This window comes from Paraglaciecola polaris LMG 21857, assembly GCF_000315055.1.
Classification (GTDB): Bacteria; Pseudomonadota; Gammaproteobacteria; order Enterobacterales; family Alteromonadaceae; genus Paraglaciecola; species Paraglaciecola polaris.
Window position 1 is genome coordinate 103,689 of record NZ_BAER01000024.1, and the last position, 14,690, is coordinate 118,378.

Genomic DNA, 14,690 nt, shown 5'->3' on the forward strand with positions numbered 1-14,690 from the left:
GCTGAATACGTATGCAGCATCCGAGCTAATCACAGTGAGGCCATGTCAATGTTGGCCCCGCCGCGAGTTCAACAAGGAATAGCGCACAGCCATATAAAACACTATGGTGAGTGCGCTCTAAGTTATGCATACGTATGCTGTTTTACTCATTCGCAGGGCACTGCTAAGGTGTGCTCTTATGTCGTTAGTCTTAGGGTTGAAAACTCAATCCGTGTCTTAGGTTGCACTCTCATGAATAAGTCATCATCATCCTTTTTGTTTCGAAGCCTAGGGCTTTCGCTTGCTAGTATCCTATATTGTCAAACTGCTTTTGCGGTTTGTGCAACCGATACTGATGCCTCCCCCAAAGGCCCGATTCAGCTTAATGCGCAAGGCGAGTTTGTACCCCAGTGGGCTAAGAAAGCCGTGTGGTATCAAGTCTTCCCTGAGCGTTTTCGCGACGGCGACAGCAGCAACAATCCCACCAAGCAGGATCTGGTGGGTGCCGATCCTGCAGAGCCTCCCAAGGAATGGCAAGTACACCCTTGGGGCAGTGATTGGTTCGAATTACAAGCCTATGAACAAGCCAATGGCGAGAAAGAGTTATGGAAACACATGCTTAGACGCCGCTATGGCGGCGACTTGCAAGGCATTATTGATAAGCTGGATTATTTGCAGGACATGGGGATTAATGCCCTGTATTTGAACCCGGTGTTTGACTCGCCGTCATTGCATAAATACGATGCGGCCAGTTATCACCATATAGACCCAAATTTTGGCCCCGACCCTGAAGGGGACCGCAAGCTCATGGCGAGCGAAAACGCCACGGATCCAGCATCTTGGGTGTGGACCCAAGCCGACGAATTGGCTCTTAAGCTCATTAGCCAAGCCCATAAACGGGGTATTCAGGTGATTTTTGATGGGGTGTTCAACCATATGGGGATCAATAGTTTTGCTTTTCAGGACCTCAAAAAAAATCAGCAAGATTCACCTTATAAAGACTGGTTTACGGTCACTTCCTGGGATGATGAAAAGGCCGGCACCACGTTTGCTTACGAGGGCTGGTTTGGCGTGCCTTCGTTGCCGGAGTTTAAAGAAGATGGAAAAGGCCTAGCACAGGGGCCTAAGGAGTATATTTTTGCAGCCACTGAGCGCTGGATGAACCCCAAAGGTCAAGGTGCGGCGCAGGGCATAGACGGTTGGCGGCTGGACGTCGCGTTTTGTGTGGCCCACGGTTTTTGGAAGGACTGGCGTAAACACGTGAAATCGATTAACCCAGATGCTTATCTGACTGCAGAAATAGTTGATACGCCAAAAAACGTTAAGCCATATATGCAAGGTGACGAATTTGACGGCGAGATGAATTACAATTTCGCTTTTGCCAGTAGTGAGTTTTTTTTCAACCCCGGCGACATGAGTATTAGCCCGAGCGAATTTGATACAAAGCTTCGTGAGATGCGTAACTTATATCCTAAAGGGGTAGCTTATGTTACCCAGAATTTGTTTGGTAGCCATGATGCTAACCGAATTGGTTCACATATAGTCAATCGCGGTATCGGTAATTTTGCCGATTGGGGAACCTATTTCAATTTATCCCAAGCCGCCAGTAATCCGGACTATCAGGTACGTAAACCTAACGAGCAAGAGATCCGATTACAAAAGCTGTTTGCTGTGATGCAAATGACCTATGTGGGCGCACCGATGATTTATTATGGTGATGAAGTCGGTATGTGGGGCGGTAATGATCCTGATGACCGCAAACCTATGTTGTGGCCAGATATAGAATATGACGACGAAGTATATCTGCCCGATGGCAACAAGCGCCAACCAGACAAGGTAAACATAAACACCGAGCTACAAGCTCATTATAAAAAGCTCATCCATATGCGTCACCAGAATCCAGCTTTGACCCTAGGTAGTTTCACTACTTTGCTTACAGATGATAAAAAGGATCTTTATGGCTACGAACGTGAATATCAGGGGCAACGTGTGTGGGTGATTTTTAACAACAGTGACCAAGAGCAGCAACTAACCCTGGATAATCCTCAACATTATCAATTTACCGATAGTCTAAGCGGCGCCAAAATCACGCAACAGCAGGACGTTTTAAGTATAAGGTTACCGCGAAAATGGGCTGCGGTATTGGTCAAAGGATAACCTTCGCTCTGGAATAGTTCCATGATAGGGCCGATGCGCTGTGGCAACTCCGTTGGGGCAACCCCGTCGGAGCGACCCCATCGTAGTAGGCAGCCATTGGAAAAGGTCAATCGGAGTCGCGTCTTTCGCAATGGCGCCTTAATGGCCTACTTAACAGTTTTCTAACTAAGAGATTGTCTTTACATTCAGATTTAGATTACAGATTCGGCTGAGGCCGAGCTTATAATTCCTCCCACATGCGATATTAATTAACTCGCTTTTCTCTGCTGTTAAGTAAAGATCTGGCAAGTCATCGGCAGACAGTTGTGAATTCAAAATTGCCACTGGGAATTGGTCTACCGTTGATTTAGGTAGTGGCGGGAAGGCGCACAAGTCGTTATAGGTGAGCCTAAACTGCTCACCTATGCTGTGGCTGCTAACTTAATGATAGATATTCCCACTAGCGCAACCTATCGCTTCAGTGTGACAGGGCCTGACCCATCAGCACCTACAGTGACGTTGACTGAGTTGTAGCCATAATGTGGAAACAGGTGAAACCAGCGTAATTCCTTACGCTTTGTGGTTAATTTTCACTAATTAAAACACAAACGCGATATGGATTATCGCGTTTTTTATTTGCGCATTTTACCCAGGCCCGATAGTGAAATTTTAAGTCAGTCAAGGGCCAAAGCCATACCATAATGGGTAATAACACAAACCCGTTACCGATTTTGATTATCGAATTTACGTTGGATTTCCCTAAACTGTTTGTATGCATAAGCGCGATAACGAAAGAAAAATACGATGAAACAGACAATTCAATTTATAGGGATGGTTGCCGCTACTTGTGCGGCTTTGACTAGCTGCACTAATAACAAGACAGATGAAACTCAGGCTGCAACACAATGGGTTTCACTTTTTAACGGTGAGGATCTTCAAGGCTGGCAAACGTATGTCAGTTATCAACCAAAAGATAGCAAGTACCAAGACCCTGATAATATGCCGGTACGCGGAGTGAATAACGATCCTAAAGAAGTTTTTAGCGCACACGACGGTATGCTGCGTATATCCGGCGAAGAGTGGGGCGGGATCAGTACAATTGAAGAGTACGGCAACTTTCATCTTAAATTCGATGTGAAGTGGGGAGATAAAAAATGGCCACCGAGAGTAAATTTACCCCGCGATAGTGGCGTTTTGTATTTTGCTGTAGGCGAACCAGGCCGTTCCATGAATCACTGGATGCGGAGTCACGAAATGCAAATTCAGGTGGGAGACAGCGGCGATTATCATAGTTTAGCTGGCGTATTGATTGATACGTACTGTGGTGACGCCCAGCAAGGAGACTGGCACTTTTACCGTTACGCGCCGGACATGCCCTTGTGTAAAAACATTGCCAACAGAGTATTGAAATTAGGTGAGTTCGAGCACCCCGTAGGTCAATGGGATACTATGGAGGTCATCGCTGACGAAAACGTTGTGATCCATAAAGTTAACGGCCAGGAAGTATTTCGAGGCTATAACTCAAGGCAGAATATAGACGGGCAATACAAGCCCCTTACCAAGGGGAAAATTGAATTTCAATCGGAAGGCGCTGAAGTGTTTTATCGCAATATTCAAATTAAAACATTAGATAAGCCGATTAAGGATGCGGGTTCAAAAACCTGAGGTGAATAGTGAGGACAGCTAATGTGCATTATCCCAGTAGTGGTTATCGCTATTGGGAATAACCTCTACTGGGATACACTAGCATCTAGCAGACACCGATTTGTGTCAATCTTGCGTTATTTTGCGCTCACTTGCTCGGCCGCCCAAGTGTCACTCCGAAAGGGAACCGCGGGTAATTTTTCGCTATTAATCAAATTTGCCCTAGGGTTATCTGCCCAGGCATAACGTACCGCCACAGGCTGGCTGATTTCTGGATGAGACACTACTACGGTTTCGCCTTCAATGTGGGCTTGCGCTACCCGAAATACCTTGTCTTGACCGGCGATGATGAATCCCTGTAGGGTTTGATTATCCACAGTACTGAGTTTACTCCCTTGATTAAAATGCACGATCCCTTGATGTGCTTTGACGTCGAGCCGCGTAAAATCGGGACCACTTGGGATTATTGGTAAACCATATACTTTGCTGGCGGCTTGGCGCCATAATCGCTCACCAACTTGCCGCTTCTGCTTAGGATGCACATTGTCTGCTTCACCCACATCAATAGCCACAGCCATTCCCGTATGAGGTACGTCTAATGTCTGGCGTTGTGCATCACGCAGATACGCCCATGCACTATCGGGCTGCAGGTCTTGTTGAGGTAAATACGCTGCCAATTGAACGAATATAAATGGCATGTCCGGTGCTTGTGCTTGGTCTCGCCAATTGCTGATCAGATTGCTAAATAAGGTGTGATAGTAGACTTGTTTGTTGACGTTACTTTCCCCCTGATACCAAATGACACCTTGAGCCGTGTAAGGTAATAAAGGATAGATCATGGCATTGTACAAAAAACTTGGGGTAAAGGTGTAATTCATCACTTTAGGCATGGGCGGCTCAATGTTATTACTCATTCGCCAATGCTGGGCAATATCCGTTTTTTTACCATTGATACTCAACCATATTTTGTTATTTTTACCCACCAATACCTGATTGTCCCAATCGCTATTAACGCGTAAGACAATAATATTATTGCCTTTTTTTAATAAATCTAGGGGAATTTGATGAATAGAACTACTGTCCTCCCAATTTTCAGTGGCGATATGCTGACCGTTAACAAAAATAAAGGCATTTTGAACAATATCGCCAAAACTCAACATAATGGGGGAGGTCGGTAAGGCGGGTAAGGTAAAATCGCGGCGTAACCATACGAAGTGATGCAGCGGGCTTTTATTTGGTAAATCAATAGTTTGCCATGAGCTATCATCATATTCGATGTTCGCTGCGCCAACGCTTAACGCACCTTGAAGATCGTTTATGCGTTGCCACTTTTGTTCAATTTGTTTTGTATTGGCGGCTAATACCTCGGGCCAATCGTGCCGGGCTTTAACCTTTGCACTTTGCGCTTCATATCCAGCAGTCTTGGCAACGGTTTCGATATCTATCCAAGACTCAGCTGGTGTACCACCCCAATTACTTTCAATGATGCCAACGGCAACCTGTTCTTGTGCTTGCAATTTTCTAGCAAAAAACCAGGCTACAGCGGAAAAATAGCCAACGGAATCGGGCGAAGCCAATTGCCAATGGCTGGGTGGTAAATGGGTTTGTTTTGTTGCCGCTAGGGTATCAGGCACATCAAAAAAACGTATGAGTGGGTGATGAGCGGATGCAATTTCTTGCTCGTTACCGACCACATCACCCTTTAATTTCCACTCCATGTTGGATTGGCCGCTCGCGATCCACACCTCACCAAAATACACATCATTAATCGTCTTAATATCATCTGCGCTTACGGTCAGGGTAAAGGGGCCTGCTTTGGCATGGGCAGGCAGGTTAATTTGCCATCGGCCATCAGCACCGACGTCAGTACGATAATGCTTATCGAGCAAACTAACAGTCACTTGCTGGTTAGCCTGACCTTCGCCCCAGATACGAACAGGTTTATCCCGTTGTAATACCATGTGATCAGAAAATAAAGGGGATAATGTCAGTGCGTGTGCATGAATACTGCTCATTAAAAAAATACATCCTATAAATATGGTGTGTCCCATCGCCATTCCTTTTTTACCTGTAACAGATAGTCGCTGCCAAAAATGCTTGTAGTAATCACAATATTACGGGTTCGTTAAGGGTTATCATTTACGATTTTTGTTTTTATAGTTCGAGTCGTTCGCATTTTGGCAGTTAAAATAACGTATGCGTCGTTTCAGATTTTTAGCGCGAAGCAATATGTATTGCTTCTTAAACGAGAATGCTAAAAAGAATTATTTTTTTAGTCAAAACGAACGCCTATTTACCGATTCTGCGTGCATAGAGGCGCAAGGCGTTTTTCGGGTAATTCCCTTGGGGGAATGTTTAATTGTGCCAACCCCAGGAGTCGTTGCTTATGCAATATCGAAGGAATTGCTGTTGTGTTATCTAAACACTAATTGGGATTTTCAACGCCGGCCCCCAATACGATTGCCCATTCATTTACCTGCCAGCTTTTGACTAATCCATTGAGCACATAAGGATCTTGAGCTGCAAAATCTTCAGCCACTTTGGCTGAACTGCCCTCGAACAATAAGGCTGCGCCGAGTGTCGGCTCTGTTAATGCACCACCTAATCGTAACTCACCACGAGATACAGCAGATAACGCAAGTTTTAGGTGTTTTTCACGAAACGCTGCGCGCTTTTGTAAATACTCAGGTACCACATCATAGGTTAATAAATAATACACTTAGATCTCCTTATTTACAGGGCCGCGAGAAGCAGTATAACGGTTTACCCGATCTGCTTATCAATAATCTACCCAAGGCAATAATGCACATTGAGCTGAATGTTACTTGCCCATACCTAGCTTAGCCAGTCGCGAGAGTTAAAAAGTAATGATAAAAGCCATCATCCTTTTTATACCCTATCGATTCATATAATGCTTGCGCATTAACATTCTCGAATACCGTGGTTAAGGTGATACCTTTTGAATGGGAACTTGTCGCTAACGTCTTGGTCGCGACTAGCCGTTTTTTAGCGAGCCCTAATCGACTCGAGTTTGCAGCAACAAACAGATCATTTAATACTCAATTAGACTGAGCGGAAATAGACGAAAAAGTAGAGTGAAGCTGAGTAAAACCCAGTGCGTTTCCGCAGCTGTTATAGGCAATAAAGATAACAGATTGTTCATTTTTAATACGCTGATAAATGAAATTAGTCGCTAAATCTACATCTGATGTTTGCTGATAAAAACCGATAAGCATCAAATGATGCGCTTACGTCTTGTACATTTTCTAACGTTGCGCGTCTTATGCTAAGCGATCGGCAATCTTTAACAACATGTTGGAGCGTTCTTGAACTGACATTTTACCCCGTACTACTTTTGCTGCATGAGTGGGGTCGAGCACCAATTCGATGCCTTCAGCGCTTGAGCGAGGGATCTCGCAAAACGCTTGTCAGTAACCGGTGTCAGATTTTTAAAATACCCCCTTAGGGGCAAAAAAAGCCAATGCTTTGTTTCTGGAACTAGAATAGGCGGTAGTGGTATGTAAACACCCAACGCTAGGCTAAACGCGCACTACAGTAAGTATTATCAATAGAGATAAACCAAAACCCTCGCTAACGGCGAGGGCTGATATTTTTCCTGATGGCAAAGGGCGTCCACACTATGTGTTTACGCTAATGCATCTTTTAATGTTTTTTCACCGTTGAATAACTCGAATATTGTGTTGTTTAGAGCGGGGTTGCCCACAGTGTAGGTTAGGGCACTTGCCACGTCCTCACGGGTGATAATCATTTTTTCTTTCTTAGCTGGTTTTGTCGTCTGAAAACGCCCCTTAGCTACGTCGTTAATCAAACTACCAGGTCGCAGAATTGTGTAATTCACGCCGCTTTGAATAAGATGCTCATCGGCCATATGTTTGGCTACTAAGTAAGGTTTCATTTTATCTGACCCTTGCGCTGGGTCGTCGGCGCCAATGGAGCTGACCATGACGAAATGCGAAATGTCAGTATTTTTGGCGTAATCTACGGCTTTGCACGCGGCCCATAAGTCGATGAGCATGGTTTTATCTGCACCTGTATTGCCACCTGAGCCTGCGCTGAAAATAACCTGATCGCAACCTTCGAATGCATGGCTGAAATCTTGCTCTAAATCGCCCTCTATTATGTGTAAACGATTTTGAGCGATATCTGATAATTTTGCTTTATCTCGCACTAACGCGACCACGTCTTGTCCGCTATCTAGCAACTGCTGAGTGGCCATTTTACCGATTTGTCCACTGGCACCTATGATCAAGGTCTTGTTCATTTAATATTCTCCTAAAGTCTAGTATTCCTTACGTAAATAAACCGCTTATGATGACGGTGTGGTTATTTAGTCAGAACATATTTTTGCTCATTGCCTAATAACACTGGGGTCTTATTATCCCTTTTCAACGAATAAGAGGTTATTAGCATTTAAACGCCTAACTATGCGATAAAGAACACTGGGAGGGGGAAAACAAAATAAATGGCGTGTTTAATATCCATTTTGCGCTTTAATTAAGCAAACAGACTCGATTTCACAAAGTAAACGTGAATTGGGATGCGAAATACTTGAGTTTTTACCACGCTGCCCCAAACTCTATTGTTAGTGCCAAGAAGACGTACTGTTAAAAGTACAGTAAAGAAAAGAAGTAACGTTAATTCAAAAGGAAAACCTATGAAAATAAATCTTTCAGGTCACCATGTAGATTTAAGCGATACCGTAAAAGAACACGTCGATGAAAAATTTTCTAAGTTAGCAAGTCATTTCCCTACGTTAATTGCTCTGGACATCATTATTTCAAAAGAGCATGGCGAATATGATGTTGAGATCAGTACGCAATATGAAGGCACACGTATCTCTGCTTCAGCTGAGAACTCTGTGATGTATCCTGCGATTTCTAAAGCCGCTAAAAAGATGGATGCTGCACTAAAACATCGTAAAGGTCAGTTGAAAGGCGATATACACAAAAAACCAGAGTGTACAACGCCAGATATAGCCCACGAAATTATTCAAGAGATGGATTTAACCTAGTCCATCTCGTTTATTCAGTAAGATGACATAGCCGCTCTTTTGAGCGGCTTTTTTGTGTATTCACAAAAAGCACTGGAGGCTAACGTAGACACTTTCCCCAAGGTTGATTACCATGCGTTTTTTGCATTACCCGCTTTACTAAAACAGACATTTCCCGTGTGCTTAGATAACAGAGAGAATAGCGTTGATCAGCGAATTACAATTTCAATTTAGCAGTGGCCAATTGGCTAATCGATTCTTGAACGAACTCACGCATTGGACTTCATCGTCGGGTAATGTGGCGGTCAAAGCTAAGTTGGCAAAAGGCTCTGATACAGTAAGCGTACGCTATCTGTTTGATGGAAAAGGGTTTGATTATACCTGTTCAGAACTGGACGATTTAGCCAATAAATACGGCGGAGAGGAAATCTAGTTTATTGCATGAAATTTTGCGTTAAGCCATATGCCACAATCGTTACTGCGGCATATGGTTAGTCTGTGCTAGCCGTTTGTAGTACTGGGATGAAATGTCGTCACTACATCAGCGATTTGTTCTCTTAGCCACATATGCGCATGGTCGTGATCTGCACTGACATGCCAATATAGAAAGTACTCGACCGGTGCTAACTCAAAGGGTAATTCATAGATTGAACACTCATAATGCTTAGCAAGATGGTACGGAATACATGAAATTAAGTCCGTTTTAACAATGACAGCAGGCACGGTTAAAAAGTGCTGACCGCGCATGACGACTCGGCGCTTCAAGTTTAGTTTGTCTAAGGCTACATCAATTGGACCCGGGCCTGTTCTACGCTGAGAAATATTAATGTGACCGAGTTGCAAGAAGGTATCTAAATTTAATCCCTGACTTAGTGCCGGGTGATTACGACGAGCAATAACAACAAACCTATCTTCTGCTATTTTTTGCTTACACAGATGCGGATCAACAAAAGCTGACGACGCATCTGCGTAAAAATCTAAGCTACCACTGGCCATGGCTGACACTATATTAGTGCGGGATATATCGTAGTTGGTTAACGTGATGTTCGGAGCGATAACCTGCAATTTGGCTGTTAGCCTTGGCATGATACTGACTTCTAATAAGTCCCTAGCGGCAAAGTTATAACTAATCTCTGCAGTAGCTGGGTCAAAGGTATGGCTTTCTTGCACACTTTTACGCAATAAACCCAAGGCTTCTCGCGCTGGACCAATAATATTTTGTGCGGCCGGAGTCGGTGTCATGCTGTGACCCGTGCGTACGAACAATGGGTCGTTTAACATTTCTCGCAAGCGTGCCAGTGAATTACTTACTGCCGGTTGGGTGATACACAATACATCAGCCGCTTTGGTTAAGCTGCCTGCTGTATATATCGCATCAAATACGGCAAAAAGATTAAGATCGATTCTATTTAAATTCATAGTTTTATCACTTTACGCTCTGATTAGGCCTAGAGTAGCCTAAATATTCCATCATTTGAGGTAATGTTGAATTATACAGAACATTCATTGAATTGATAGAAAGGCTGGGATGGTTCATTGTAAAAAATTGTAATAAAGTGCTTTAATTCAATTATATAGCACGACAAACTGGCATTTTATCGACGTGTTCGCAGACGTGGGGGTAAAAAAAAGCCACCTAAAAGGTGGCTTTTCATTTTCTTAATTTTAATAGTTGGCGTTGCCAGGTGTACGAGGAAACGCGATGACATCACGTACGTTCTGCATACCTGTCACATACGCGACTAATCGCTCGAAACCTAAACCAAAACCTGCATGGGGTACGGTACCGAAGCGGCGTAAATCACGATACCAGCTATAGTCTTCTTGACTTAATCCCATCTCTTCAAGACGACGGTCAAATACGTCTAAGCGTTCTTCACGTTGTGAACCACCAATAATTTCACCAATACCCGGCGCAAGTACATCCATAGCGGCAACGGTTTTGTTGTCGTCATTTATGCGCATATAAAAGGCTTTAATGTCTTTCGGGTAATTCTGCATGATAATCGGCGCTCCAACATGTTCTTCCGCTAAATAACGCTCATGCTCAGAGGACAAATCAACTCCCCAAGAAACGGGGAACTCAAATTTTTTGCCACAGTTTTGCAGTATTTCAATGGCGTCGGTGTAATCCATGCGCACAAAATCCTGATCTATCACTTTTTCGAGGCGAGTAATCGCCTCCTTATTGATACGCTGAGCAAAAAATTCCATGTCGTCGGCGCGCTCTGCTAACACGGCCTTGAATACATATTTCAATAAGTCTTCTGATAGCTGGGCGATATCACTTAAATCAGCAAAAGCAACTTCAGGCTCAATCATCCAGAATTCAGCAAGGTGACGACTAGTATTGGAGTTTTCGGCACGGAATGTCGGACCAAATGTATAGATTTTTGACATGGCCGTAGCGTAGGTTTCACCGTTCAGTTGACCCGATACAGTGAGGAAGGTCTCTTTACCAAAAAAGTCTTGGCTGTAATCAATCTGGCCTTGCTCTGTGGTAGGTAGATTCATCATATCCAACGTGGATACTCTAAACATTTCCCCTGCGCCCTCAGTGTCACTGGCGGTAAGAATAGGTGTGCTCACCCAGCAATAACCATTTTCATGGAAAAAACGGTGAATAGCCTGAGACAAACAGTTACGCACACGTGTCACCGCACCGATAACGTTAGTTCTTGGGCGTAGGTGAGCATGCTCACGCAAATACTCTAAGCTGTGGCGTTTTGGCGCCATAGGATAAGTATCAGGATTCTCGACCCAACCTACAACCTCAACATCGCTGGCTTCAATTTCAAGAGATTGCCCTTGGCCTTGGGATTCCTTCAGTACACCTGTGGCAATAATGGAGCAACTAGTGGTTAACCGTTGAATGTCGACATAATTATTCAGGGTATTCAGGGCAATGACCTGAATGGGATCAAAGCAACTACCATCATGCAAAGCAATGAACGACAAACCAGCTTTAGAGTCACGACGAGTACGTACCCATCCTTTTACGGTGACTTGCTGACCAACTGAATATTTACCGGCAAAAATATCTGCCACTGGGGCTTGCGCCATGTTTTCTCTCCAAACCACTTTGGGTATTTTTATTAAAATTCGGACCGAGCCAAATTATGTCATTTTTTGGGGGGGGAAGTGCCATGATATCGCGGCTAAATCGACTAATTCAGCGAACGATTTATCAATAACAAAACAATTTGTGTGAAAAATACGCGCATTAGGCCAAAATAATGTGTCCGTTTCTTGGCTAATTTCACAAGGTGTGTAATCTTACTCAGGTGGGGCTTAGACTCAAGATAAATCGGAAGCAAGCAGGCAATGGAACGTAATAAACAAGATTGGCAGGGTAAAAACCGCCGAAAAACACCAATTGAAAACGACAAGCTGTTTCAAATGATGGTTGGCGTCAATGTTTTTGGCTGGGCTGTGTTTATAGCGGCGTTAATTGTTTTCCATTATGCGCGGCCTGAATTTATCACAGGCGTGCAAGATTTTTGGGGGGTGACGGGGCGTGAACAATGGTCGGCGTCTTTGAGTACTTATCTTGTGGCATTATTGTTCTGCTGTGTGGGTTTGAGTTTAGCCGTATTATTGTTGAAGCGAAAACGCACCCGACGCAAAAACGATAACTTTGGGGTGAATGGTTTCATATTGTTGCTGGTCGCAACGATCAGTTTAACAATCTTGTATTTTGAGTTTACCTAAGCAATTTACATCATGAAAATGATTGCGTATTTTATTTACCGTAAAATTACGTTGACTCAATTGAAGATCAAAATTCACTCAAAATTGGTTTGATGGGACGTGCATTGCTGGCTATATTGTAACTGTCTTGTACATGTATGTGTGTGGTGGACTCGTTTTCAAAAGGAATTTTAGAGGAACCGATAATGTCTAATAATAAAACACTAATATCATTGTTGCTCACCGTCGTTATTACTGCTCTCACCATCGTTATTTTCTTGCCTTTGGCGAATCTACCGCCAGAAACGTCACACTCGGCACTGTTTATGGTGGCACTATTGCTGTTCAAAATTGCGGGGGCAATCTCGGCAGGTGTATTACTGATGTTGGTTATCAGTGACAGACCTTGGCGTAAACTGCGTCATAATGATGATGTCATTTTTGCTCGGTATCAGCATGGCAACCCCACTAAACCCGAGCCGTTTAATCACGCCTACAACGGCCATTCACAGAAGTAATAATCACGATATTTGAGCAACCATAAAAAGGGCACTTTTTCAAAGTGCCCTCAATGCTATTTTATACGGCGTTATTGCCGGCTAGTCTTGGGGAAACAAATCGGTACTAAAATAACGCTCAGCCGTGTCAGCTAATATGGTGACAATCTGTTTGTTAGCATATTCTGGACGTTGGGCGATCGTGATGGCTGCACAAGCGGCTGCACCTGATGAAATACCTACCGGCAAACTCTCTACTCGCGCAAGCTCTCGGGCATAGGTAATGGCATCTTCATTACTGATGGTAATGATTTCATCTAATAAGCTAACATCCAGCACGTCAGGTACATGGCCTGAGCTCAATCCTTGAATTTTATGCACGCCAGCGCGGCCCTCACTAAGTACCGGACAAGAAGCCGGTTCTACCGCGATAATTTTGATATTAGGGTTACGAATTTTAAGGGCTTTGGCGATACCTGTGATTGTGCCACCTGTGCCTACGCCAGCAACTAACACATCGACCTTGCCATTGGTATCGCGCCAAATTTCTTGTGCCGTGCTATTAAAATGCATATCCGGGTTCGCTTGGTTAGCAAACTGATCGAGCATTACCGCATCTTTGGTTTCATCAACGAGCTGTTTGGCTTTATCAATCGCTCCTTTGGTACCCAGTTCTTTGGCCGTAGTTACTATTTGAGCACCGTAATGTTTGATCAGTTTTTGACGCTCAATCGACATGTGCTCGGGGATCACTATGGTTAATGGAATGCCTTTCATGGCGCAGATCCACGCACAGGCCACACCATTATTGCCAGAGGTTGCTTCAATTATCTGGGTATTCGCATTAAACGAATCTGATTGCATCAGCGTGTTGATCATGGCTAATGCAGGACGATCTTTAATTGAGCCAGCAGGGTTAAAATATTCCACCTTAGCGAGAATGTCGCCAACTGCTTGATATTTTGCACCCAGACGGCTTAAACGGACCAAAGGCGTGTTACCAATGGTTTGGGTGATGTCGTCATAGATTCGCCCAGTGTGAGCGCTGAATTGGAGGGTTTCTGCGCTGTTTTCATTTTTTTCGTTATTTACAGCAAGTGCTAAGGCTTCATTTGACATAAAGTTAATACTCTTGATTAGGATTAAATCAGGTCAATACTATGCCATAGGAGCGGCGAAAAATTATTCTAACTATTGCGCTTGTTTTGGCTGCATTAAAAATTTATTCTAATTAAATGTAAAATATTGGAATTATTTTTATGGATAGGTTGGATAAAGAGATTTTGAGGCTATTGCAAGAAGACGCAACTATGTCCGTTAATGATGTGGCAGACCGTATTGGCTTGAGCACCACCCCTTGCTGGCGGCGAATTCAAAACCTAGAAAAGCAGGGGATCATTACCAAGCGCGTGGCGCTACTGGATGCACAAAAACTCGATTTAGGCATGACGGTCTTCGTGCAAATAAAAGCGGGTCGACATGACATTAATTGGTTAAGCCGCTTCGCTGAACATGCCGCTGGAATGGAGCAAATAGTTGAATTCTATCGTATGAGTGGAGAATACGATTATATGCTGAAAGTCGTGGTGGCTGATATGAAGGCGTTCGATGTTTTCTATAAAAAGTTAGTCGGCGGGATTGAGTTATCCGATGTTACATCAAGTTTTGCCATGGAACAGATAAAGTATACTACCGCATTAGCAATTCAATAATTTTATCTATGTGTTTAAATC

14 protein-coding genes and 1 pseudogene are annotated in these 14,690 nt (G+C 43.8%); 7 read left to right on the plus strand and 8 right to left on the minus strand.

Annotation, left to right across the window (positions count from 1 at the left end; genetic code table 11):
• Positions 1-231: 231 nt before the first annotated feature.
• Positions 232-2,136 carry a glycoside hydrolase family 13 protein gene (locus tag GPLA_RS04910; RefSeq protein WP_007103736.1) on the plus strand — a complete coding sequence of 635 codons (1,905 nt, stop codon included), beginning with the start codon at positions 232-234 and terminating at the stop codon, positions 2,134-2,136.
• A 783-nt stretch (positions 2,137-2,919) separates the two neighbouring features.
• Positions 2,920-3,780 (plus strand): 3-keto-disaccharide hydrolase, encoded by an 861-nt coding sequence (locus GPLA_RS04915; RefSeq protein WP_007103737.1) that lies wholly within the window; start codon positions 2,920-2,922, stop codon positions 3,778-3,780.
• Between the two features lie 116 nt (positions 3,781-3,896).
• On the opposite strand, the gene GPLA_RS04920 is transcribed toward GPLA_RS04915, so the two are convergent.
• From GPLA_RS04920 to GPLA_RS04935, 5 genes and pseudogenes are all read right to left on the minus strand, one after another.
• Positions 3,897-5,774: a sialate O-acetylesterase gene (locus GPLA_RS04920; protein ID WP_007103738.1), complete on the minus strand. Its 1,878-nt coding sequence runs from the start codon at positions 5,772-5,774 to the stop codon at positions 3,897-3,899.
• 410 nt (positions 5,775-6,184) lie between these two features.
• The gene (locus tag GPLA_RS04925; protein WP_007103739.1) at positions 6,185-6,478 is read right to left on the minus strand and encodes a YciI-like protein; all 294 of its coding nucleotides are present in this window, start codon (positions 6,476-6,478) and stop codon (positions 6,185-6,187) included.
• 340 nt (positions 6,479-6,818) lie between these two features.
• Positions 6,819-6,995 carry a hypothetical protein gene (locus tag GPLA_RS23415; protein ID WP_007103740.1) on the minus strand — a complete coding sequence of 59 codons (177 nt, stop codon included), beginning with the start codon at positions 6,993-6,995 and terminating at the stop codon, positions 6,819-6,821.
• Positions 6,996-7,046: 51 nt separating this feature from the next.
• Positions 7,047-7,228, minus strand: a pseudogene (locus tag GPLA_RS24310) (aldehyde dehydrogenase); the annotation flags it as partial.
• 177 nt (positions 7,229-7,405) lie between these two features.
• Complete coding sequence (locus GPLA_RS04935; protein ID WP_007103741.1) at positions 7,406-8,041, minus strand: SDR family oxidoreductase; 636 nt, start codon at positions 8,039-8,041, stop codon at positions 7,406-7,408.
• A gap of 393 nt (positions 8,042-8,434) precedes the next feature.
• On the opposite strand from GPLA_RS04935, the gene hpf reads away from it, so the two are divergent.
• Entirely contained in the window at positions 8,435-8,791 is a 357-nt protein-coding gene (gene hpf, locus GPLA_RS04940; protein WP_007103742.1) for a ribosome hibernation-promoting factor, HPF/YfiA family, read from the plus strand.
• A gap of 184 nt (positions 8,792-8,975) precedes the next feature.
• Positions 8,976-9,203: a hypothetical protein gene (locus GPLA_RS04945; RefSeq protein ID WP_007103743.1), complete on the plus strand. Its 228-nt coding sequence runs from the start codon at positions 8,976-8,978 to the stop codon at positions 9,201-9,203.
• A 68-nt stretch (positions 9,204-9,271) separates the two neighbouring features.
• Here GPLA_RS04945 and GPLA_RS04950 read toward each other — a convergent pair whose 3' ends face one another.
• Together GPLA_RS04950 and asnS are read right to left on the minus strand one after the other, a co-directional pair.
• Positions 9,272-10,189: a LysR family transcriptional regulator gene (locus GPLA_RS04950; RefSeq protein ID WP_007103744.1), complete on the minus strand. Its 918-nt coding sequence runs from the start codon at positions 10,187-10,189 to the stop codon at positions 9,272-9,274.
• Between the two features lie 246 nt (positions 10,190-10,435).
• On the minus strand, positions 10,436-11,833 hold the full coding sequence (gene asnS / locus GPLA_RS04955; RefSeq protein ID WP_007103745.1) for an asparagine--tRNA ligase: 1,398 nt from the start codon (positions 11,831-11,833) through the stop codon (positions 10,436-10,438).
• 261 nt (positions 11,834-12,094) lie between these two features.
• Here asnS and GPLA_RS04960 point away from each other — a divergent pair, with 261 nt between their 5' ends.
• Together GPLA_RS04960 and GPLA_RS04965 are read left to right on the plus strand one after the other, a co-directional pair.
• Positions 12,095-12,481 carry a hypothetical protein gene (locus GPLA_RS04960; protein ID WP_007103747.1) on the plus strand — a complete coding sequence of 129 codons (387 nt, stop codon included), beginning with the start codon at positions 12,095-12,097 and terminating at the stop codon, positions 12,479-12,481.
• A 185-nt stretch (positions 12,482-12,666) separates the two neighbouring features.
• Complete coding sequence (locus tag GPLA_RS04965) at positions 12,667-12,978, plus strand: hypothetical protein (RefSeq protein ID WP_040513910.1); 312 nt, start codon at positions 12,667-12,669, stop codon at positions 12,976-12,978.
• Positions 12,979-13,059: 81 nt separating this feature from the next.
• Here the strand turns inward: GPLA_RS04965 and cysK are convergent, their stop codons facing one another.
• On the minus strand, positions 13,060-14,076 hold the full coding sequence (gene cysK / locus GPLA_RS04970; protein ID WP_007103750.1) for a cysteine synthase A: 1,017 nt from the start codon (positions 14,074-14,076) through the stop codon (positions 13,060-13,062).
• A 140-nt stretch (positions 14,077-14,216) separates the two neighbouring features.
• On the opposite strand from cysK, the gene GPLA_RS04975 reads away from it, so the two are divergent.
• Positions 14,217-14,669 (plus strand): Lrp/AsnC family transcriptional regulator, encoded by a 453-nt coding sequence (locus GPLA_RS04975; RefSeq protein WP_007103751.1) that lies wholly within the window; start codon positions 14,217-14,219, stop codon positions 14,667-14,669.
• Positions 14,670-14,690: the final 21 nt, after the last annotated feature.